At 65.5% G+C, this 19,158-nt stretch carries 17 protein-coding genes; 5 read left to right on the top strand and 12 right to left on the bottom strand.

Annotated features, from left to right (window positions below):
* Window position 1: 1 nt before the first annotated feature.
* Complete coding sequence (locus ABFP37_RS03640) at window positions 2-628, bottom strand: TetR family transcriptional regulator C-terminal domain-containing protein (RefSeq protein ID WP_078028108.1); 627 nt, start codon at window positions 626-628, stop codon at window positions 2-4.
* A 113-nt stretch (window positions 629-741) separates the two neighbouring features.
* On the opposite strand from ABFP37_RS03640, the gene galE reads away from it, so the two are divergent.
* Window positions 742-1,761, top strand: a complete 1,020-nt coding sequence (gene galE / locus ABFP37_RS03635; protein WP_347032764.1) for a UDP-glucose 4-epimerase GalE — start codon at window positions 742-744, stop codon at window positions 1,759-1,761.
* Window positions 1,762-1,989: 228 nt separating this feature from the next.
* On the opposite strand, the gene ABFP37_RS03630 is transcribed toward galE, so the two are convergent.
* The 3 genes from ABFP37_RS03630 to fdxA all read right to left on the bottom strand — a co-directional run bounded on the left by ABFP37_RS03630 (window position 1,990) and on the right by fdxA (window position 5,006).
* A complete protein-coding gene (locus ABFP37_RS03630; RefSeq protein WP_078028110.1) occupies window positions 1,990-3,273 on the bottom strand; it encodes a citrate synthase in 1,284 nt (427 codons plus the stop codon).
* 244 nt (window positions 3,274-3,517) lie between these two features.
* Window positions 3,518-4,654: a succinyldiaminopimelate transaminase gene (gene dapC, locus ABFP37_RS03625; protein WP_347032763.1), complete on the bottom strand. Its 1,137-nt coding sequence runs from the start codon at window positions 4,652-4,654 to the stop codon at window positions 3,518-3,520.
* A 25-nt stretch (window positions 4,655-4,679) separates the two neighbouring features.
* On the bottom strand, window positions 4,680-5,006 hold the full coding sequence (gene fdxA, locus ABFP37_RS03620; RefSeq protein ID WP_028269445.1) for a ferredoxin: 327 nt from the start codon (window positions 5,004-5,006) through the stop codon (window positions 4,680-4,682).
* Window positions 5,007-5,160: 154 nt separating this feature from the next.
* Here fdxA and ABFP37_RS03615 point away from each other — a divergent pair, with 154 nt between their 5' ends.
* The gene (locus tag ABFP37_RS03615) at window positions 5,161-5,406 is read left to right on the top strand and encodes a ferrous iron transport protein A (protein ID WP_347032762.1); all 246 of its coding nucleotides are present in this window, start codon (window positions 5,161-5,163) and stop codon (window positions 5,404-5,406) included.
* A 6-nt stretch (window positions 5,407-5,412) separates the two neighbouring features.
* Here ABFP37_RS03615 and ABFP37_RS03610 read toward each other — a convergent pair whose 3' ends face one another.
* Window positions 5,413-6,693, bottom strand: coding sequence for an MFS transporter (locus ABFP37_RS03610; RefSeq protein ID WP_347032761.1), 1,281 nt, complete (start codon window positions 6,691-6,693; stop codon window positions 5,413-5,415).
* A 63-nt stretch (window positions 6,694-6,756) separates the two neighbouring features.
* Between ABFP37_RS03610 and ABFP37_RS03605 the strand changes: the two genes are divergently transcribed.
* Window positions 6,757-7,263, top strand: a complete 507-nt coding sequence (locus ABFP37_RS03605; protein WP_078028114.1) for a helix-turn-helix domain-containing protein — start codon at window positions 6,757-6,759, stop codon at window positions 7,261-7,263.
* Here ABFP37_RS03605 and ABFP37_RS03600 read toward each other — a convergent pair.
* Window positions 7,260-7,667 (bottom strand): hypothetical protein, encoded by a 408-nt coding sequence (locus ABFP37_RS03600; protein WP_347032760.1) that lies wholly within the window; start codon window positions 7,665-7,667, stop codon window positions 7,260-7,262. The two genes, ABFP37_RS03605 and ABFP37_RS03600, sit on opposite strands and share 4 nt — an antisense overlap.
* Window positions 7,668-7,714: 47 nt before the next feature.
* Window positions 7,715-9,643 (bottom strand): translational GTPase TypA, encoded by a 1,929-nt coding sequence (typA, locus tag ABFP37_RS03595; RefSeq protein WP_347032759.1) that lies wholly within the window; start codon window positions 9,641-9,643, stop codon window positions 7,715-7,717.
* 272 nt (window positions 9,644-9,915) lie between these two features.
* Between typA and ABFP37_RS03590 the strand changes: the two genes are divergently transcribed.
* Window positions 9,916-10,776, top strand: a complete 861-nt coding sequence (locus tag ABFP37_RS03590) for an SGNH/GDSL hydrolase family protein (protein WP_347032758.1) — start codon at window positions 9,916-9,918, stop codon at window positions 10,774-10,776.
* A gap of 104 nt (window positions 10,777-10,880) precedes the next feature.
* Here the strand turns inward: ABFP37_RS03590 and ABFP37_RS03585 are convergent, their stop codons facing one another.
* The 5 genes from ABFP37_RS03585 to ABFP37_RS03565 form a co-directional block, all read right to left on the bottom strand.
* Window positions 10,881-12,596, bottom strand: a complete 1,716-nt coding sequence (locus tag ABFP37_RS03585) for an ABC transporter ATP-binding protein (RefSeq protein WP_347032757.1) — start codon at window positions 12,594-12,596, stop codon at window positions 10,881-10,883.
* An 11-nt stretch (window positions 12,597-12,607) separates the two neighbouring features.
* Window positions 12,608-13,594 carry an ABC transporter permease gene (locus tag ABFP37_RS03580; protein ID WP_078028117.1) on the bottom strand — a complete coding sequence of 329 codons (987 nt, stop codon included), beginning with the start codon at window positions 13,592-13,594 and terminating at the stop codon, window positions 12,608-12,610.
* Window positions 13,584-14,513, bottom strand: coding sequence for an ABC transporter permease (locus tag ABFP37_RS03575; RefSeq protein WP_078028118.1), 930 nt, complete (start codon window positions 14,511-14,513; stop codon window positions 13,584-13,586). Before ABFP37_RS03575 ends, ABFP37_RS03580 begins: the two co-directional genes overlap by 11 nt.
* A 216-nt stretch (window positions 14,514-14,729) precedes the next feature.
* Window positions 14,730-16,370, bottom strand: a complete 1,641-nt coding sequence (locus ABFP37_RS03570) for an ABC transporter substrate-binding protein (protein ID WP_078028119.1) — start codon at window positions 16,368-16,370, stop codon at window positions 14,730-14,732.
* 229 nt (window positions 16,371-16,599) lie between these two features.
* On the bottom strand, window positions 16,600-18,435 hold the full coding sequence (locus ABFP37_RS03565; RefSeq protein WP_347032756.1) for an ABC transporter ATP-binding protein: 1,836 nt from the start codon (window positions 18,433-18,435) through the stop codon (window positions 16,600-16,602).
* Window positions 18,436-18,514: 79 nt separating this feature from the next.
* Here ABFP37_RS03565 and ABFP37_RS03560 point away from each other — a divergent pair, with 79 nt between their 5' ends.
* A complete protein-coding gene (locus ABFP37_RS03560) occupies window positions 18,515-19,144 on the top strand; it encodes a PH domain-containing protein (protein WP_347032755.1) in 630 nt (209 codons plus the stop codon).
* Window positions 19,145-19,158 lie beyond the last annotated feature (14 nt).

Here is a 19,158-nt window from a genome sequence, read left to right as displayed (position 1 = left end):
GTTAATGGCTGGCGCCGGCGGTCCTGCGAAGCCCCGCCAGATGGGATTCGAGCACATCCCGGCACATTTCCCGGGTCAGCCACGCCGGTTGCAGGAGCGCGTGCATCGTCAGCCCGTCCAAAGTGGCAAGGAGGCGCTCGGCCTCGGTGACCAGCTGCACGCCGCCGCTGTCGCCCTCGGCCAGAAGGCGGGTGATCAACTGCCCGACGACGGCGGCCACGGCCCGGTGGCTCCGGTCGGCTTCGGCGGCAAGGAACGGCCGGATCCGTGCCGCATTCTTGAAGGCGAGCCACGCACAGGCATCCAAGGCACGTTCCTCATCCAGCGGGAGGAACTCGCTCAGCAGGGTTAAAACTGCCTCGTGCTGCGCATCGGCGCCGGATGCTCGGGATACCCCGGCAAGGGCAGCGTCAAGGCGGCCAAGGATGCGGTCCACCACGGCCGCGAAGGAGAGCGTCAGCAACTCCTCGCTCGTGGCGAAATAGTGCCGCACCGAGCCCACTGCCAGGCCTGCCTCGTCGGCAACCTCGCGCAGGGACGCACGTTCCAGTCCGTCGGTGGCGATGATCCGGCATACGGCGTCAACAATCTCCAGGCGCCGGGCGGCGGCATCCACTATTTTGGGCACCCTTGTTTTTAGCACGCTTGTGCCGTGACGCGGGGGAGGCCCGCCGAGGTTCCCGCCGCCGCCATGGCCGAAACAGTCGGTAACCGCCGGTGCGGTTGGGATAACGTTGGAGCATGAAAATTCTGGTCACCGGCGGCACCGGCTACATCGGTTCGCACACGGTATTGTCCCTGCAGCAAGCCGGCCACGATGTGGTTGTCATCGACAACCTGGTGAACTCGAGCGAAGAGTCCCTGCGTCGGGTCGCCGAACTCACGGGCAAGGAGGCCGTCTTCCACAACGTGGACCTGCTGGACGAGCCCGCCGTCGACGCCGTCTTCGACCGGCACGGCATCGATGCCGTCATCCATTTCGCCGGCCTCAAGGCCGTGGGCGAATCCGTGCGTGAGCCGCTGAAGTACTACCACAACAATCTGGTCGGCACGCTGAACCTCATCAGGGCCATGGACCGGCACGGCGTCCGCTCGATCGTCTTCAGCTCCTCTGCCACCGTCTACGGCGAGCACAATGCCGTCCCGTACGTGGAGAAGATGGAAATCGGCGCGAACAACCCGTACGGCCGCACCAAGGAACAGATCGAGGACATCCTGTCGGACCTCGGCGCCGCCGACGACCGCTGGCATATAGCACTGCTGCGCTACTTCAACCCGGTGGGCGCCCACCCCTCAGGCCGCATCGGTGAAGACCCGCAGGGCATCCCGAACAACCTCGTCCCGTTCATCGCCCAGGTGGCCGTCGGCCGGCGCGAGAAGCTCATGGTGTTCGGCGGCGACTACAACACCCCGGACGGCACCTGCCTGCGCGACTACATCCACGTGGTGGACCTCGCCGAGGGCCATGTCGCGGCCCTGGACCACATCACCGGACGCAGCGGCGTGTTCCGCTGGAACCTCGGTTCAGGCAGGGGTTCCTCCGTGCTGGAGGTCCTGCGGTCCTTCGAAAAAGCCGTGGGCCACGCGCTTCCGTACGAGGTCACGGGCCGCCGTGCCGGGGACCTGCCGGCTTTCTGGGCGGATGCGACCTCGGCCCTCGCCGATCTCTCCTGGTCCACCACCAAGACGGTCGACGAAATGTGCGAGGACCACTGGCGCTGGCAGAAAAACAACCCGCACGGCTACGTCGACGCTGGCTGAGCCCGGGCCCGCGCCCGCCGTGTTCCCTGACCGGGCTTGCGAGGTTAGGGGGCGGGGAGCGAAACCCTGCCAATAACAACGACGCCGGCCGCGCCCCCCCTGGGGGGGGGGGGGGCCGGGGGGGGGTGGGGGGTGGGGGGGGGGGCCGCCACCCCCTCAAAACCCCACCCCGGGGGCCCGCCCACCTTTGGGGGGGGGCGGGCCCGGCGTCGTTTTGGGCGGTCGCTGTTAGCGGGCCGGGTAGTGCCGCTCGGGCTCTCCCGTGTAGAGCTGCCGCGGGCGGCCGATCTTCGTGTTGGGGTCGCTGATCATTTCACGCCACTGCGCAATCCAGCCCGGCAGGCGGCCGATGGCGAACAGCACGGTGAACATCTTCTCCGGGAAGCCCATGGCCTTGTAGATGAGGCCGGTGTAGAAGTCCACGTTCGGGTAGAGCTTGCGCTGGATGAAGTAGTCGTCGCCCAGGGCCTTCTCTTCGAGGCGCATCGCGATGTCAAGGAGTTCGTCGTTGCCGCCGAGCTTGCTGAGGACCTCGTGCGCGGTCGCCTTGATGATTTTGGCGCGGGGATCGTAGTTCTTGTAGACGCGGTGCCCGAAGCCCATGAGGCGGACGCCGTCTTCCTTGTTCTTGACCTTCTCCATGTAGTCCTCTGGCTTGATGCCGTCGGCCTGGATCTGGCGCAGCATCTTGAGGACCGCCTCGTTGGCGCCGCCGTGGGCCGGGCCGAAGAGGGCGTTGATGCCGGCGGAGACGGAGGCGAAGAGGTTGGCGTTGGAGGAACCCACCAGCCGGACCGTGGAGGTGGAGCAGTTCTGCTCGTGGTCGGCGTGCAGGATGAGCAGCAGGTCCAGTGCCTTGGCGATCACTGGGTCCATCTCGTACTGCTCGGCCGGCAGGCCGAAGCTGAGGCGCAGGAAGTTCTCCACGAGGTTGTGGGAGTTGTCCGGGTAGAGCATCGGCTGACCGATGGACTTCTTGTGCGCGTAGGCGGCGATGACCGGCATCTTGGCCATCAGGCGGATGGTGGAGACCTCCACCTGCTCGGCATTGAAGGGGTCCAGCGAATCCTGGTAGAAGGTCGACAACGCGGAGACGGCCGACGACAGCACCGGCATCGGGTGGGCGTCACGGGGGAAGCCGCTGAAGAAGCCCTTGAGCTCCTCGTGCAGCAGGGTGTGGTGGCGGATCCGCTGGTCGAAGGCATCCAACTCGGTGGGCGTGGGCAGGTTGCCGTAGATGAGCAGGTAGGAAACTTCCAGGAAGCTGGAGTGCTGGGCCAACTGCTCGATCGGGTAGCCGCGGTACCGCAGGATGCCTGCGTCGCCGTCGATGTAGGTGATCGCCGAGGTGGTGGCCGCGGTATTCATGAAGCCGGGGTCAAAGGCAACGGCGCCCGTCTGCTTCAGCAGTTTGGAAACGTCATAGCCTTCGTTTCCTTCTACAACCTTGATGCGCGGGAGTTCGAGTTCGCCGCCCGCATGGCGCAGGGTTGCGCTGGTGGTCTCAGTCATGGAGTCTCCTCATGAGGCGTCGGGGCCTCTCTGTAGAAAGCTTGATCCAACATCAGGTGAGCCGCGCGGGGATCCCGCACAGGCGGGATATCCAACGGCCGTGCTGCCTTCTTGTAGAAAGCCACCATTGATAGTCAGTTAAAAAGTACCGCCACTTGCAACGCACCACTAATCCGCGACCGCCAAATATCCCCCAAAACGGCCCACTTGTGGCGCGTGTCACACCATTGTTACGGGGTAACCGTTAGGGGGCACTGGCCAGCCGGGCCACCGCGGCGTCGATCCGCTCATCCGATCCGGTGAGCGCCACGCGGACGTAGCCGTTGCCGGCGTCGCCGTAGAACACTCCGGGCCCCACCACGATGCCCCGCTCCGCCAGGCGCGCCACCGTGTCCCAAGTTGCTTCGCCGGCGGTGCACCACAGGTACAGGCCGGCGGAGGACGCTTGGATCTCCAGGCCGAAACCTTCGAGCGCGGGCAGGATCCGTTCGCGGCGCCCGCGGTACAGGTCCTTCTGTGCCTGCACGTGCCCGTCGTCGCCCAGGGCCACCCGCATGGCTTCCTGGACCGGGTAGGGGACGATCATTCCGGCGTGCTTGCGGCTGTTGACGAGGTTGGCCATGATGGCTGAATCGCCCGCAACGAAGGCCGCCCGGTAGCCGGCCAGGTTGGACTGCTTGCTCAGCGAATAGACCGCCAGGAGGCCGTCGTGGGAGCCGCCAGCCACACGGGGATCAAGGATGCTCGGAACGGCTTCTCCCCCGCGCTGCAGGTCCCACTCCCCCCAGCCGAGTTCGGCATAGCACTCGTCGGAGGCCACGAGCGCGCCGATTTCGCGGGCCTGGTCCACGATCTTCCGCAGAGAGGCCGCATCGCGGACACTGCCGGTCGGGTTGCCCGGGGAGTTGACCCAGACAAGCCGGACCTTCGCACGGGTGGCGGCGTCCAGTTCATCGAGGTCGTCCGCGGCCACGGCGGTGGCTCCGGAAAAAGTCGCCCCGATGTCGTAGGTGGGGTAGGCAACCGTGGGGCGGACCACGACGTCGCCGGGCCTCAGGCCGAGCAGGAACGGCAGCCAGGCCACCAGCTCCTTGGAGCCGACCGTGGGCATGACATCCCGGGGGTCTAGCCCCTGAACGCCGCGCCGGCGTGCAAACCATCCGGCGATCGCCTCCCGCAGCGCAGGAGTGCCGTGCACCGTGGGGTAGCCGGGGGCGTCCGCCGCGGCGCGGAGGGCGTCCTGGATGACCGCGGGCGTGGGATCTACGGGCGTTCCGATGGACAAGTTGACGGCCCCGCCCGGGTGCTGGGCCGCTCTGGCGAGGTACGGCGCCATCGCCTCCCACGGGTAATCGGGAAGGCTCAGGCCGAAACTACGCACAGCTGTCGTCACCTACGCGCCCGCCTCAGTGGTCCTGGTTCTGCGGCGGCAGTGCAGCGATCATCGGGTGGTCCGTGTGGGTGTTGCCCACTTTCGCGGCACCGCCCGGGGAACCGAGGTCGTCGAAGAACTCCACGTTGGCCTTGTAGTAGTCGGCCCACTCTTCGGGGGTGTCGTCCTCGTAGTAGATGGCCTCCACCGGGCAGACCGGTTCGCAGGCACCGCAGTCGACGCATTCATCGGGATGGATATAGAGGGAACGCTCGCCTTCGTAGATGCAATCGACGGGGCACTCCTCAATGCATGCCTTGTCCTTAACATCTACACACGGCTGCGCGATTACGTACGTCACGTCCCTTGCCTCTCCACGTTGGTTCCGGCGACTGGCCGGTTGTTGCTTCCGGCCTGCATGCCGGACTATCGACTTCCGAGCCTATTATCTCCCAGGCCCGCACCGCGAACGAAGCGGCGCGTCACACTCCGGGTCGCGTCATACGATTGAAGGCGTGAGTCTGCCTACGCCATCGCCCCGGGAATTCCTGGCCGCCGCCCCGCCGGGGACCCGCGTGGTGGTGCGTTACCGGATCGAGGGCGGATTCACGGACGCCCTCGGAGACCTACTGGAGTGCGGCGACGCCCAGTGCACCGTGCGGACCCGGAGGTCCGACGTCGCCATTGCCCTGGACCTGGTGGTCGCCGCCAAGGAGGTGCCGCCGGCGCCGTTGCGGCGAAGGCCGCGTACCGGGGCGTGACAGCCCTCAGTCCTCGAGCACCTGGTCCGGAAGCTTTCGCATCCTCCGCAGCGGCGACAACAGCACCGGGAGGGCCGCGAGGAAGCTGCAGGCCGCGCCGATGGAGATCGCCGGAACAAGACCGATGTGCTCGCCGAGGAACCCGGAGGCGAGCGCGGCCAGCGGCATCACGCCCCAGACGGCGAACCGGATGGATGCGTTCATCCTGCCCAGCAATCGTGGCGGACACACCCGCTGGCGCATGGTCAGCTGCATGATGTTGTAGACGAGCACGTTAATGCCGAAACCGAACTCGGAAACGAGCAGGAGCACCAGCGAGACGGCAGGCTCGTGGACGACCGCGGCGACTGGGACCAGCACCAGAAAAACCGAACTGGCCAGGGCGCAGAGCGGTATCACCGTGCCTTCGCCGATCCGTGCTGCCAGCCGGGTCGCGGTGACGGCGCCCAGCAGGCCTCCGGCTGCGCCGGCAGTCATGATCAGCCCCACGCCCTGGGGCCCGAGTCCGAGGTCCCTTAGGACCAGCAAGGGCATGAGTGTGTAGATGAGCGTGCCGCAGAAATTCATGCCTGCGGTGCAGGCGGCGATGCGGCTGATCAGTGGGTGCCCCACCACGAACGCAAGGCCTTCCTTGATCTCGGTGCCGAGCGGGCGCCTGTCCGCCGGGGTGGCGCGCTCCTCGCTGTCGCGGGTCCGGGCGAGGAAGACCGCGGAGAGGAGATACCCGGCGGCCTCCCCCAGGAACAGCACCGGCGCCGACACAAAGGTCAGGAGCGCCCCGCCGGCCGCGGGTCCGCCAATCCTGGCTATCTGCGCGGTGGATTCGAGCTTGGAATTGGCTTCGGTGACATGCCGGGAGCCCACCAGGACAGGCACATAGCTTTGGTACGAGACGTCAAAGAACACTGTGGCCGTGCCCACCAGCGCTGAAATGACGTAGAGATGCCAGATTTCCAGGATGCCGCCCCACCACAGCACGGGCACGGCGGCCATGGCCGCCATCCGGGCGGCGTCGGCGATGATCATGGTTCGCCGCTTAAGCCACCGGTCCACCCAAGCGCCGGCCGGAAGTCCGATGATCAGGAAGGCCGCCAGGCCGGCGGCGTTCAGGACGCCCACCTCGAATTCGGAAGCCTGAAGCACCGAAACTGCCAGCACCGGAAAGGCCAGCTGCCCCAGCTGGGCGCCGAACTGGCTCATCGCCTGCCCGGTCCAGAATGTGGCGAAGTTGCGGTCCCGCCACAGCGACGTGGCGGCGGTATCTGCTGCGGTGGAGTCAGCTGTCACGGCAACAGTTTCCGGCAGCGATTGATGTATGTCAATCACTTATTGCTGGCTACACTTGCGTCTATGACAGCGCTGGAGAGCGACGACGCAGACCTGGTGGCTAAGGGCCGCGCGCTGAGTTCTCCGCTGCGGCTCAGGATTCTCCGGCTGTGCCTGCACCAGTCGCGGACCAATAAGGAAATCGCCGAACTCCTGGACCTCAATCCCGCCTCCAGCCTGCACCACGTCCGTACGCTGGTGCGGACCGGGTTCCTGCTCGCTGAGGAACGCCGGAAGGGCCGGCGCGGGGCCACCGAGGTGCCCTACATCGCCAGCCGCAAGTCCTGGAGCACTCCGGTGGACAACGTCTCGCCCATCCTCATCGAGACGTTCCTGCAGGAAATCCGGGATCTCCCCCCGGAGGACATCGAGGTCTGGCGGCTCGGCGTGAAGTTCAACGCCGCACGGCGCGAGGAAATGCTCGGCAAGCTCCGGGCGGTAGTGGACGAGTACGTGGCCCTCCCCGCAGACGACGACGGCGAGGCCACCTCACTCATGATTGCCCACCACCGGGACCCGACGGCGGACTAGGACGGCCGGTCGGCCGCGACCGGCACTGTGTCGGCAGTTGCCGCCTTGCCTGGGGCCCGGCGGCGGTACCGCCTAGCCCACACGAGCATGAGCACGGTGACGCCGACGATCCCGTAGACCCAGGCGTTGCCGGCGAGGTCGCCCGCGATCAGCCGCTTTCCTGGCTCCATCGCCGACCACCAGCCGACCAGGACGTAACAGAGGACGCCGCAGACCGCCGTCGGAATGGGTGAACGGAACGCGGCCGCCAGAAGCAGCTGAACCGAGGCCAGCAGCATCAGTGCGGCGAACGCTCCCAGCGGGAGCTCGACGCCGGCCATCACCACCTGTTGGTGGTGCAGCGCCGTGCCGGCCAGTGCAGCAAAAAGAGCTGCCGGCACGGCGGCGGCTATGCCGCCTGCCATGCCGGCAGCTCTATTGTTCACGAGGTTGATGACCGGAGGGTGCCGGATCAGACCTTGGCGCGGGCGCGGTTTGCCTTGGAGCGCTCGTTGGTGTCCAGGATGACCTTGCGGATACGGATGGACTCCGGGGTAACCTCAACGCACTCGTCCTCGCGGGCGAATTCGAGGGACTCTTCGAGGGTCAGGTCGCGCGGCGGCGTCAGGTTCTCGAAGGTGTCGGAGGAAGCGGCACGCATGTTGGTGAGCTTCTTTTCCTTGGTGATGTTCACGTCCATGTCGTCGGCGCGGGAGTTCTCGCCCACGATCATGCCCTCGTAGACCTCCGAGGTGGGCTTCACGAAGAAGGAGCCGCGTTCCTGCAGGTTGATCATGGCGAACGGCGTCACAACGCCGGCGCGGTCGGCGATCATCGAACCGTTGGTGCGGTACTCGATCGGGCCGGCCCAGGGCTCGTAGCCCTCGGAGATAGAGGACGCGATGCCGGCGCCGCGGGTGTCCGTGAGGAACTTGGTGCGGAAGCCGATGAGGCCACGGGCCGGAACGATGAACTCCATGCGGCACCAGCCGGTGCCGTGGTTCGCCATGTTGGTCATGCGGCCCTTGCGGGCGGCCATGAGCTGCGTGACGGCACCGAGGTACTCCTCCGGCACGTCGATGGTCATGTGTTCCATCGGCTCGTGGATCTTGCCGTCAACGGTCCTGGTGACTACCTGCGGCTTGCCGACCGTCAGTTCGAAGCCTTCACGGCGCATCTGCTCGACCAGGATGGCCAGCGCGAGCTCGCCACGGCCCTGGACTTCCCAAGCGTCGGGACGCTCGGTCGGCAGAACCCTGATGGAGACGTTACCGATCAGTTCCTTGTCCAGGCGGTCCTTCACCTGGCGGGCGGTGACCTTGGCGCCCTTGACCTTGCCGGCCAGCGGGGACGTGTTGATACCGATGGTCATGGAGATCGCGGGATCGTCCACGGTGATCAGCGGCAGCGGCTGGGGGTTGTCGGCGTCGGTCAGGGTCTCACCGATGGTGATCTCCTCGATGCCGGCGACGGCGACGATCTCGCCCGGGCCGGCGGACTCGGCGGGAACGCGGTCCAGCGCCTTGGTTGCCAGCAGTTCGGTGATCTTGACGTTCTTCAGTTCGCCGTTGGCACGTGCCCATGCGACGGTCTGGCCCTTGCGCAGGGTGCCGTTGTAGATGCGGAGCAGAGCCAGGCGGCCCAGGAACGGCGAGGCGTCCAGGTTGGTGACGTGCGCCTGCAGGACGCCGTTCGGGTCGTACGTCGGTGCCGGGATGTGCTCGATGATCGTCTTGAACAGCGGCTCAAGGTCCTCGTTTTCCGGAGCGGAGCCGTCGGCCGGCTGCTCGAGGGATGCGCGGCCCACCTTGGCGGCTGCGTAGACGACGGGGACTTCGAGGATCTTGTCCAGGTCCAGGTCCGGAACTTCGTCCGCGAGGTCGGAGGCAAGGCCCAGGAGCAGGTCCATGGACTCGTGGACGACTTCCTCGATGCGGGCGTCGGGACGGTCCGTCTTGTTCACGAGCAGGATGACCGGCAGGTGCGCGGCCAGGGCCTTGCGCAGCACGAAGCGGGTCTGGGGCAACGGGCCCTCGGAAGCGTCGACCAGGAGCACCACGCCGTCAACCATGGACAGGCCGCGCTCAACCTCGCCGCCGAAGTCCGCGTGGCCGGGGGTGTCGATCACGTTGATGGTGATGGTCTCACCGTTGGAGGACGGTCCGTTGTAGGCCACGGTGGTGTTCTTGGCCAGGATGGTGATGCCCTTTTCGCGCTCAAGGTCACCGGAGTCCATGACGCGGTCTTCGAGGTGGTTGTGCTCGGCAAAAGAGTTGGTCTGCTTGAGCATGGCGTCGACCAGCGTGGTCTTGCCGTGGTCAACGTGGGCCACAATCGCGACGTTGCGCAGGTCACTGCGCGATGCAGTGGCTACCGCGGTGTTGGTGGTGGTTTCAGACATGCGTTATTGCTCGATTCAGTGGTGAAGTCAGCTGTTGTATCGCGACATTTCCAACCGGAACGCACGACGGATCAGACCCTTTAACACAGGGCACCTACTGCAAGTCTAGACGCTCTCCCATTTATTGGCCTAAAAACCTAATGCGGGCCATTCCCCGCCCCGTTACCAAATCGTGAATCCACAGGCACGTCATGTGAGCAAAATCACTGGCTTTTCCCGAAGTGATGCACCACTATTACTGGAACACTTTCGAACAGGCCAGGAGTTCCAGGATGCTACACGCCTCGAAGCGGGCCGTCCTGATTGGCCCCATGATTGCCGCCAGCGTTCTGCTCGCCGGCTGTGGAATGCCCGCCGAACCTGCGCCCGGCGCAACGGCGGGCGGCTCTTTACCCCGCGCTGCCGCCCCGGCGCCGGTGGCCGCTCCGGGCGAGGCGGTGGCTGCCGGCTCTGCGGTGCAGGGTGACCTCGCCGCCCCGGCCAATCCCGCTGCCCTTCCCGACGGCGCCCTGTACCGGAATCCTGCCAACGGGCGGGACGAGGTGATCGTGGACAACATCGCCCGCACAGCCCTGCTGATCGGCGATTCGCAGTCCGAACCGGCCCGCAGCTGGCCGCGCCGGGCCCTCGCCGGCATCGGCTACGACGTGTTCTTCTGCGGCAAGGGAGGCACCGGATATGTTGCCTCCAACGGCACGACGGGCAACTACATCGACGCCCTCCAGCGCGGTGACTGGCACCTGCCCTACGGTTTCCCCCCGCTGGTGGTCATCGAGGGCGGCGGAAATGACGCCAAGCAGGGCGCGAGTGACGACCAGATCGTTGCGAACGCCGAGCGCCTCATCAAAACCATCAAGCAGCGCTATCCGGGCGCAAAGCTCGCCATGGTGGGCACGCTGTCGAAGAGTGCCGAGCATGGCGGCGGCCGGCGCACCGAGGTGGATGCCCTGCTGGGGACGGTGGCCGCAGACCACGGCATTCCGTTTGTCGGCGTCGGCGGCTGGCTGACCCGGTACGGCCTCGAGGGCGAGCTCGCTGACAGGGTCCACATGAACGACGCCGGTCACCGCGCGCTCGGCGCGCTGCTGGGCAGCAGGCTCGCGGCGCTGGGCCTCGGGCTCGGCCTCGAATAGGACGGTTGCCGGACGCCCGCACAGAACAAGCCGCGGACGCTAAAGGAGCCGGTGGCCACCCATTGGGCGGTCACCGGCTCCTTTGCTGTTGCGGTCAGGGCAGGTCAGGCAACTTCCGGCGGAAGCATCAGCTGTGCACCGGGAATCGCATTGAGCAGGGCCCTGGTGTAGTCCTGCTGCGGCGAATCAAAGACGTCGTCCGTTGAGCCGGTTTCTACCAGTTTTCCCTTCTCCATGACGCACACGTGATCGGCGATCTGCCGGACCACCGCGAGGTCATGGGTGATGAACAGGTAGGTGAGCCCGAGGTTGGACTGCAGGTCCGCGAGCAGGTTCAGCACCTGCGCCTGGACCAGCACGTCCAGCGCCGACACTGCCTCGTCGCAGATGATCACTTCCGGATCCAGCGCAAGCGCGCGGGCAATCGCCACACGCTGGCGCTGGCCGCCGGAGAGCTCGTTGGGGTACCGCTGCATGGCGGACTGCGGCAGCGCCACCTGGTCCAGCAGTTCCCTGACCTTCTTTTCACGGCTGGCCTTGTTGCCTACCTTGTGGGTCCGCAACGGCTCTTCGATGGTCCGGAAGATGTTGTACATCGGGTCCAGCGATCCGTACGGGTCCTGGAAGATCGGCTGCACCCGACGCCGGAAGCCAAACAGCTGCTTGCTGCCGAGCGTGGACGTGTCCACGCCGTCGAAGATGATGGTCCCGGACGTCGGGGTCAGCAGGTTCAGCACCATCTGGGCCACCGTCGACTTGCCGGAGCCCGACTCCCCCACGATCGCCGTCGTGGTTCCGCGCTTGACGCTGAAGGAGACGTTGTCCACCGCAGTGAAGTCGGTCGATTTTCCGAGTGCACCGCGGAGCTTGAAGACCTTCGTCAGGTCCTGGACCTTCAGGACATCCTCGGGCAACGATTCCTCGACGGCGACAGGTTCCGTGGGGGCAAGCAGATCCGAAGATTCCACGCCCTGCTCCTTCGCCACCTGGATGCGGCGGGAGGCCAGCGACGGTGCCGATGCGACCAGCCGCTGCGTGTACGGATGCCGCGGGTTCCGGAGGAGTTCCAGGGACGGCCCGGCCTCGACCACCTGGCCGCGGTACATGACCACCACCTTGTCGGCCCGCTCGGCCGCGAGGCCCAGGTCGTGGGTGATCAGGAGCACTGCGGTGCCGAGTTCCGCGGTCATCGTTTCCAGGTGATCCAGGATCTGCCGCTGGACGGTGACATCCAGGGCCGACGTCGGCTCGTCCGCAATCAGCAGGCGCGGCTGGCACGACAGGCCGATGGCGATCAGCGCACGCTGGCGCATGCCGCCGGAGAATTCATGCGGATACTGCTTGGCGCGGCGTTCCGCGTCCGGCAGCCCCGCCTGGGACAGCACCTTGGCGACGTCGGCGGGGCCGCTGGGCAGCCCGTTTGCCTTCAGCGTCTCCCGCACCTGGAAGCCGATCTTCCACACCGGGTTCAGGTTGGACATCGGGTCCTGCGGGACCATGCCGATGTGGCTGCCGCGCAGTTCGATCATCCGCTTTTCGCTGGCGTTGGAGATGTCCTCGCCGTCGAACAGGATCTGGCCGCCGGCCACCCGGCCGTTGGTGGGCAGGAGGCCGATGGCGGCCAGCGCCGTCGTCGACTTTCCGGAGCCTGATTCGCCCACAATGGCGACTGTTTCGCCGGGCATGATGGTCAGGTGTGCGTTGCGGACGGCATTGACATCGCCGTTGCTCGTGCGGAAGTTGATCGCGAGATCTTTGATCTCGAGAAGCGGACGCTCGACGTCGGCCCCTTGTTCCCGGACCTGGACAGCGGAGCTCATAGCGTCTCCTTTCATCGCTTGCGCGCTTTGGGATCGAGGGCGTCACGCAGGGCGTCGCCCAGCATGATGAAGCTCAGGACGGTGATGGACAGCGCGATGGCCGGGTAGATCAACGGCATGGGATTGGACCTCAGGGAGGCCTGTGCCGACTGGATATCGTTACCCCACGACATCACACTGGGCGGCAACCCAATGCCCAGGAACGACAACGTCGATTCAGCGACGATGAACGTGCCCAGTGAAATTGTCGCCACGACGATGATCGGCGCCAGCGAGTTGGGCAGCACATGGCGCATCAGCGAACGGAACCTGGACACGCCAAGGGAGCGCGCAGCCGTCACGAAATCCGCGTTGCGGACCTCGATCACGGCGCCTCGGGTGATGCGCGCGATCTGGGGCCAGCCGAAAATAATCAGGATCAGCACCAGCGACCACACGTTGCGGTTGGCGCGGAACACGGGAAGCTGCATCATGACGATGGCTCCGAGGATCAGCGGCAGGGCGAAGAAAATATCGTTGATGCGGGCCAGCACGGCGTCGACCCAGCCGCCGTAGTATCCGGCCAGGGCGCCCATGATGCCGCCGAAAATCACCACACCGATGGTGGTGAACAGGCCGACCGTCACGGACGAGCGTGTGCCGTAAATGACGCGCGCGAAGACATCGCAGCCCTGTTGGGTGTAGCCGAGCGGGTGTCCGCCCGCCGGGCCGCCGTCGGAGTTCGCCAGCTGGCAGGCCTCCGACGCCGGATCAATCTGGGCAAAGAGGCCCGGAAACAGGCACACGACAATGACCGCGAAGATCAGGAAAGCCGAGAGTAGGAAGAGCGGCTGCTTGCGCAGGTTCTTCCAGGCCTCACCCCAGAGGCTTAGCGGAACCTGGTCTTCCTTGACCTTGTCCGTTGCCTGCAGGGGCGTCTCATCAATGTCGGCCACGAAGTGCTCGATCGGGCGACGGACGGCGGTGCCGCGAACAGTTGCATTGTTCTCAGGAGTCATAACGGATCCTCGGGTCAAGCCAGGCGTACAGAAGGTCAACGAGCAGGTTGGACACGCAGTAGATCAGCACGAGGACTGTGACGATCGAGACGACCGTGGGGCCCTCACCCTGCGTGACGGCCCGGTAGAGCCGGTTGCCGACGCCCGGCACGTTGAAGATGCCCTCGGTGACGATGGCTCCGCCCATCAGGGCGCCCAGGTCGGCGCCGAGGAAGGTGATAACCGGGATCAGCGAGTTGCGCAGGATGTGCACGCGGACCACGCGGGCCCGGGACAGGCCCTTGGCCGTGGCGGTGCGCACATAGTCGGCATTCATGTTTTCGATAACGCTGGTCCGCGTCAGGCGCAGGACGTAAGCGAACGAGCCCAGGCCGAGGACGATCGCCGGCAGGATGAGGTCCTGCACGGTGGCGGCCGAGCTCACGGTGGGCTTCGCCCAGCCAAGCTGGACTCCGACGAAGAACTGCATCAGGAAGCCGAGGACAAAGATCGGGATGCCGATGACGATCAGCGAGGCAACCAGGACCGTGGCATCAAAGAGCTTGCCCTTGCGGAGTCCGGCAATCAGGCCGAAGAGGATCCCGAAGACGGCTTCGAAGATCAGGGCCATGACGGCGAGGCGTGCGGTGACCGGGAATACCTCGCCTAGAACCGTGGCGATCTGGCGGCCCGTGAAGTCCAGTCCGAGGTCGAAGGTAAAGATGCTCTTCAGGTAGAGCAGGTACTGGATCCAGAACGGCTGGTCCAGGTTGTACTGGGCGCGCAGCTGGGCGGCCACAGCTTCATTGACGGGCTTGTCACCGAAGAGGGCCACGATGGGGTCACCCGGCAGGCTGAAGACCAGGAAGTAGACCAGGAGCGTGGCGCCGAGGAATACGGGGACAAGTTGAAGGAATCGCCGAAGGATGTACCACGCCATCAGCGCATCACACCCTGGGCAGCGGGCACCCGGAAGCGGGGTGCTTGGGGGTTGTTCATGTGGGAATCTTTTCACTCGGAGTGCAAGCCGGCGCCGGCGCGTTCACCGCGGACGGTCTGCACACGACGATCCGGCAATGCCGGGCGTCTGAAATTGTGCAGCAACAGAGCGACGGCGGGAGTGCTCTTCCGAGCAGCCCCCGCCGTCGTTCAGTACTTACTTGCCAGTGATGTTGTAGTAGAGCGGAACACCGTTCCACGCGTAGTCAACATTGGTGACCTGGTCGCTCCAGCCACCCTGGGAGACCTGGTACCACAGCGGGATGGCCGGAAGGTCCTGCAGCAGGATCTCCTGGGCCTTGTTCATCGCGGCGTTACCTTCGCTCACCGAGGAGGCCTTCAGGCCGTCGGAGATGGCCTTGTCGAACTCAGGGTTCGCGTACTGTGCGTCGTTCGAGCCTGCGCCGGTCTTGTAGATCGGGCCCAGGAAGTTGTACAGCGACGGGTAGTCTGCCTGCCACCCGGCGCGGATGGCACCGGTCAGCGTCTTGGCGGTTGCGTCGTTGCGGGCTTCCTTGAAGGTTGCGTACGGCTTGCCCTCAACCTTGATGCCGAGGTTGTTCTTCAGCTGGTTGACCACGGCTTCAACCCAGGCCTTGTGGCCGCCCTTGTCGGCGTTGTAGGCGATGGTGAACGTCTTGTTGGCGTCCCACTTCTGGATTGCGTCAGCCTTGGCCCAGAGGTCCTTGGCCTTGGCTGCATCGAACTTCAGGTTTTCCGAGCCCTTGATGCTGTCGCTGTAGCCGTCCAGAACAGGAGCAGTGAACTCCTTGGCGGGCTGGCGGGCGCCGTTGAAGATCACCTTGGTGATCTCTTCGCGGTTCATGGCCATGGAGATGGCCTGGCGGCGCAGCTTGCCGGCTTCACCGCTCCACTCCGGCAGGTATTCCGGGATGGCGATGGTCTGGTTGCCCGCGTACGGCTTGTCAATCGTGCGGTCGCCCAGGTCCGACTTGAAGTTCTTCAGGGCGCTGGTGGGGATGGTCTGCAGCACGTCCAGGTTGTTGGACAGCAGGTCCTGGTAAGCGGCGTCGTCGTTCTGGAAGATCTTGAACGTCACACCGGCGTTCTTGGCCTTGCGGGGGCCGTTGTACTCCGGGTTCGGCACGAGTTGGATCTGCACGTTGTGCTGCCAGCCGCCGTCGGCCATCTTGTAAGGGCCGTTGCCGACCGGCTTCTCGCCGAAGCCCTTCGGGTCCTTGATTGCGCCGGACGGGACCGGGACAAACGCAGAGTAGCCCAGGCGAAGCGGCCAGTCGGATTCCGGCTGCTTGAGCTCAACGGTGAACGTCTGGTCGTCAACGACTTTCAGCCCGGACATGGTCTCGACCTTGGAGCCCTCTGCGCTGGCTTCGTCGTAACCCTTGATGCTTTCAAAGAAAGCACCGCTGAGCTGCGCGTTCTTCGCTGCTGCTCCAAAGTTCCAGGAATCCACAAACGTCTTGGCCGTGATGGCCTCTCCGTTGGTGAACTTCTGGTCCTTCTTGATTTTGATGGTGTAGTGCTGGGCGTCTTTGCCCTCAATCGATTCGGCGAGCTCGTTGACCGCCTTGCCGCTGGCGTCGTAGCTGACCAGTCCCGCGAACATCAGCTCGATGACTTTGCCGCCGCCAACTTCATTGGTGTCGGCCGGCATCAGCGGGCGCTGGGGTTCGGAACCGTCGGCAAGGATGACTTTGCTTGAGTTTCCGGCCGCGTTCGTGCTGCCGGAGTTTGCTCCGCCGCCGCCGCAACCGGTAAGGGCAAGAGCGGCGATTGCCATCATGCCCAATGCTTTGGAAGTGCGCGAAAAACGCATTCCGCCTCCTATGAGTTGTGGGAGAGATTCAGGGGATATCTTTTGCATCCCCGCAGTCCAGGCACAGACGTATCCTGTGACGTGGGCTACATATGCATGTAGCCTAACCGCAAAGTGTCCAAATGGTGGTACGCCGTTGCCAAACCGTGACCGGGCTCTATCGTCTGCCGGGGCAGATTTCAAGTCACAAGTTACCGACTGGTACTATACGCCAAAAATGTGGCGCAGGTTACTCCGAGCCGGCCGTGAGCAGCTGCGCGCGGAGTTCGCGGCGTTCCCGCTGCTTCTCCGGATCCGGCAACGGCACCGCGGCCAGGAGTCGCTGCGTGTAGGGCTCCTGCGGGTTCCGGAGGATCTGGTCCCGCGTTCCCTGCTCGACGATGCGGCCGCGCTGCATGACGCAGATGCGGTCCGCCAGGACGTCGACCACCGCAAGGTCGTGGGTCACGAACAGGCATGCGAAGCCGAGCTCCTGCTGGAGGTTCTGGAACAGCTCAAGGACCTTGGCCTGAACGGATACGTCAAGAGCAGACGTGGGCTCATCGGCCACCATCAGCTTGGGCTTGAGTGAGAGGGCCCGGGCAATGCCCACGCGCTGCTTCTGCCCGCCGGACAACTCATGCGGGTACCTGTTCCGGTAATCACGCGGCAGCTCGACCTGGTCCAGCAGGGCTTCAATGCGTTTCTGCAGGTCAGCGCCCTTCGCTGCGCCGGCAAGGTACATGGGCTCGCCGATGCTCTCACCGATGGGAAGGCGCGGATTCAGAGACGAGGACGGGTCCTGGAAGACCATGCCGATGTGCCGACGGACCTGGTGAAGCTGCTTTCCGTTTTTCTTGGCCGCGGAAATGTCCTGCCCCACGACGCGCATCGACCCGGCCGCGACCGGCAACAGTCCCACGGCGGCACGGCCGATGGTGGTTTTGCCGGAACCGGACTCCCCCACCAGCCCCACCACCTGACCGGGGTAGATCGTCAGGTTCGCGCCTTCAACGGCCCTGAATGCCGGCACGCGGCCCTGTTTCGGGTACTCGATGGCAACGTCCCTCAGCTCGAGGACCGGCTCGCCTACGGGCCGTGCAGCCTCGGCTGCGGCCAGCGCTGCCGCGTTCTCGCGCTCACGGCGGATCAACTCGGCGTGGTCCACGGACTGGAGTTCCGCGTGGGTGGCGGCGGCAAGGGCGGCCGTCACGTCCACCTCCGCCTCTGAGTCCGTCCCGCCCTGGCCAAGGTGCGGCACGGCGGCAAGGAGCGCCTGCGTGTAGGGGTGCTGGGGACTGTGGAAGATCTGGTCTGCCGTGCCGGTTTCCACCATCAGGCCCCTGCGCATGACGGCGATCCGGTCGGCGAGGTCGGCCACGACGCCCATGTCATGGGTAATCAGGACGATGGCGCTGTCCAGTTTGTTGCGCAGGTTCCTCATGAGGTCAAGGATTTCCGCCTGCACGGTGACGTCCAGGGCGGTGGTGGGCTCGTCGGCGATCAGCAGTTTGGGGTCGCAGGACAGCGACTGGGCAATCATCGCGCGTTGGCGCTGACCGCCGGACAGCTGATGCGGGTAGGACCTGAACGCCTTCTCCGGATCGGGCAATTCGACAAGATCCAGCATGCGCAGGGCGCGTTCGCGCGCTTCATCGGGCGATACTTCGTTGTGCAGGCGCACTGTTTCGACGATCTGCGCGCCCACCGTGTAGACGGGGTTCAGGGCCGTCATGGGCTCTTGGAAGATGACCGCCACGTCCTTGCCGCGGACGCTGCGGATGTTGGCGGCGTCCGCTCCAAGCAGTTCCTTGCCGGAGAGCTTCACACTGCCGGAGACCCGGCTGTTGCTGGGCAGCAGGCCCAGCAGGGCCATGGAACTGGCGCTCTTGCCCGACCCGGACTCGCCCACGATGGCCAGCACCTCGCCCGCGCGGACCTCGTAGTTAAGTCCGACGGCGGCCGGAACCCACTTCTTGTCCACGCCGAAGTCGACGCTCAGGTCGCGCACTTCAAGCACCACGGCACCCTTTGCACCAGGCCCGGAGTCGGCACCGGCGGGGTCTGGGCTGATGTAGTCAGACATGTTGGGGTTTTCCTTCCACCCGTACCGGCGGGACAGCGGAGATTAGTGCTGTGGCCGGGAATCCTGAATTATTGGGGGCATGAGCACTGCGCCGCATGCCGAAAACACTGAAATTTTCAAAGCCCGCACCAATAAGTGGTTCGCAGGGCTGTCCTGGCTTGTGGCCGTCGTCGGGCTGGCGGGCATCGCCCTGACGGGAGGGCCGGGGGCCCTGATCGGTGCGGGGCCGCTGCTGCTCATCGCGTACCTGGGCTGGCTGTTGTTCTGGCGCCCGGCGGTGGTGGTCCACGAAGCCGGGGTCAGCCTCGAAAATCCGTTCCGGTCCATAGTTGTGCCGTGGGAAGCCCTGGTGCACGTGGATACGCGCTATGCGCTGACCCTGGTCACTCCGGACAAAAGCTACGGCGCCTGGGCCGCGCCGGCGCCCGGCATCTGGGGCGGCCGAAACGCCCGCCCCGAAGATCTCCAGGGACTGGCCCGCAGCACGTACGGTCCCGGTGCGTCCGTCCGCCCGGGCGACCTGAAGAGCACCGACTCCGGGCAGGCCGCGCAACTGGTGCGGGTCCGCTGGCAGGAGCTGGTTGAATCCGGGGCCCTCGATGCCGGAAATGCCGAGACCACGCCGGTGACTGTGAGGTACCGCTGGGCGGAACTGGCGGCCACGCTGCTGCTCCTCGCATTCAGCTTCTGGGGCGTCGCCCTGGCATAGCGTCCGGCGCGGCT

Source organism: Burkholderia sp. RS01, from assembly GCF_039748055.1.
GTDB lineage: Bacteria > Actinomycetota > Actinomycetes > Actinomycetales > Micrococcaceae > Arthrobacter.
The sequence above is the reverse complement of the archived record's forward strand: the minus strand, read 5'-3'. Positions and strand labels throughout refer to the sequence as shown.

What these genes read in the sequence shown, in the direction of transcription:
- galE (WP_347032764.1), top strand. Translation starts at nt 742, where the DNA reads ATGAAAATTCTGGTCACCGGCGGCACCGGCTACATCGGTTCGCACACG.
- ABFP37_RS03630 (WP_078028110.1), bottom strand. Translation starts at nt 3,273, where the DNA reads ATGACTGAGACCACCAGCGCAACCCTGCGCCATGCGGGCGGCGAACTC.
- ABFP37_RS03605 (WP_078028114.1), top strand. Translation starts at nt 6,757, where the DNA reads ATGACAGCGCTGGAGAGCGACGACGCAGACCTGGTGGCTAAGGGCCGC.
- ABFP37_RS03600 (WP_347032760.1), bottom strand. Translation starts at nt 7,667, where the DNA reads ATGGCAGGCGGCATAGCCGCCGCCGTGCCGGCAGCTCTTTTTGCTGCA.
- typA (WP_347032759.1), bottom strand. Translation starts at nt 9,643, where the DNA reads ATGTCTGAAACCACCACCAACACCGCGGTAGCCACTGCATCGCGCAGT.
- ABFP37_RS03590 (WP_347032758.1), top strand. Translation starts at nt 9,916, where the DNA reads ATGCTACACGCCTCGAAGCGGGCCGTCCTGATTGGCCCCATGATTGCC.
- ABFP37_RS03585 (WP_347032757.1), bottom strand. Translation starts at nt 12,596, where the DNA reads ATGAGCTCCGCTGTCCAGGTCCGGGAACAAGGGGCCGACGTCGAGCGT.
- ABFP37_RS03580 (WP_078028117.1), bottom strand. Translation starts at nt 13,594, where the DNA reads ATGACTCCTGAGAACAATGCAACTGTTCGCGGCACCGCCGTCCGTCGC.
- ABFP37_RS03575 (WP_078028118.1), bottom strand. Translation starts at nt 14,513, where the DNA reads ATGGCGTGGTACATCCTTCGGCGATTCCTTCAACTTGTCCCCGTATTC.
- ABFP37_RS03570 (WP_078028119.1), bottom strand. Translation starts at nt 16,370, where the DNA reads ATGCGTTTTTCGCGCACTTCCAAAGCATTGGGCATGATGGCAATCGCC.
- ABFP37_RS03565 (WP_347032756.1), bottom strand. Translation starts at nt 18,435, where the DNA reads ATGTCTGACTACATCAGCCCAGACCCCGCCGGTGCCGACTCCGGGCCT.
- ABFP37_RS03560 (WP_347032755.1), top strand. Translation starts at nt 18,515, where the DNA reads ATGAGCACTGCGCCGCATGCCGAAAACACTGAAATTTTCAAAGCCCGC.